This is a genomic window from Mesobacillus sp., assembly GCF_049588175.1.
GTDB lineage: Bacteria > Bacillota > Bacilli > Bacillales > Cytobacillaceae > Mesobacillus.
In genome coordinates, this window is record NZ_JBAVFI010000434.1 from 1 (window position 1) to 1,722 (window position 1,722).

A 1,722-nucleotide genomic window follows, 5' to 3' on the forward strand; every position below is an offset into this window, starting at 1 on the left:
AAATACAGCTGACGACGATCCAGGCGACATGGTTCAGTACATCGCGGCGCACGACAACCTGCCACTTCATGATGTTATTGCACAATCCATCAAAAAGGATCCATCAGTACCTGAAAACGAGTTAGAAATTCACAAGCGCATCCGAATTGGAAACTCGATTATTTTAACATCACAGGGAACTGCTTTCCTTCACTCAGCCCAGGAATACGGCAGAACGAAGCAATGGTTAGGTGAAGGGGTACCTGAGCAGAAGTACACTGAGTTTAAAGACGAGCAAGGAAATCCATTTGGATATTTCATTCACGACTCTTATGACTCATCTGACGCCATCAATATGTTCGACTGGCAAAAAGCTACAAATAAAAAGGAATACTCAGTTAACACAACAACACGCGCCTATACAAAGGGTTTGATTGAACTAAGAAAATCAACCAATGCCTTCCGTTTAGGCGAAAAGGAACTAGTGGATCAAAACGTTAATTTGCTAGACTTCCCTGAAATTAAGGATACTGACCTGGTCATTGCCTACGAAAACGTATCAACCGACAAAACCGGAACCTACTACGTATTCGTAAATGCAGACACGAAAACTCGTACGTTGACACTAGGCGATCTAGACCTCTCCAAAGGAAAAGTCCTAGTAGACAACGACGAAGCAGGGAAAACACCAGTATCCAAAAAATCAGGCTTCAAGCTGACAAAAGACACACTAACACTAGATCCATTAACAACAGTCGTAATCAAGCTCGACAAAGCATCAAAGAAAAAATGAGCATGGGGACGGTTCTTCTGATTGATTTTTGCAACCAGTCCTGAAGCATTTTACAATTTTTGCATACTAATAGCACAGGCACCCTCCTCTTTTCGGAAGGTGCCTGTCGCATATTATGGAACTATCTTATTGTAAGGGTTTACTAGACTCCGCACCAAGGGTATCATGAGGTTATCAACAAGACCGACTTAAGGAGATTTTAATGCTAGATTACAAGTTATATAAGGGGCATGGCTCGGAGTACGTGGTATTGCTGCACGGGATCGGCGGCAACTCTAAAATCTTTTACAAACAAATAAAGGCCTATTCAAAACACTTTAATGTCCTGGCCATTCATTTACCAGGCCATGGGGATTCACCTGACATCGATTCCTATAAAGAAAGGTTCTCTTTTGATTTAATCGTTAAAGAGATTGCAAAAACGCTGGACAAGCTCGCGATTCACAAAGCACACTTTGTCGGCATTTCACTAGGGTCTATCATCCTCCATCAATTACTCAAAACAGAACCGGGCCGAGTGAGGTCTGCTGTATTAGGAGGAGCAATAACCAGCTTGAACAGGATGGCAAAATTTCTTTTAAAAATAGCAGGACTGATAAAAGGAGCGATTCCATTTATGTGGTTGTATCGCATCCTGGCACTGATTCTCATGCCAAAAGATAACCATAAGCACTCCAGACGATTCTTCATCCATGAAGCACAAAAAATGCTGCGGAACAATTTCCTTGGATGGTATCAACTCGTAGCTGAAGTTGAAACAATCTATACCAATGTCCAAAGTGTAAGGATTCCTAAACTTTATATATCAGGTGCTGAAGACCATATGTTTGTGAACGAGTTAAAAGCTGACCTGCACGGGGATGAACACTCCGAAATAATTATCCTTAACCAATGCGGCCATGTATGCAATATTGAAAAAGCTGACGATTTCAACCGGTTATCCCTTGAAT

The 1,722-nt window shown here is 41.8% G+C and carries 1 protein-coding gene and 1 pseudogene; both read left to right on the top strand.

Features of this window, described 5'->3' with window-relative positions:
• Positions 1-772: pseudogene (locus WB217_RS10710) on the top strand (pullulanase); the annotation flags it as partial.
• Between the two features lie 202 nt (positions 773-974).
• Positions 975-1,722 (top strand): alpha/beta fold hydrolase (locus WB217_RS10715; RefSeq protein WP_423993219.1); only part of this gene is annotated, 748 nt, incomplete at its 3' end.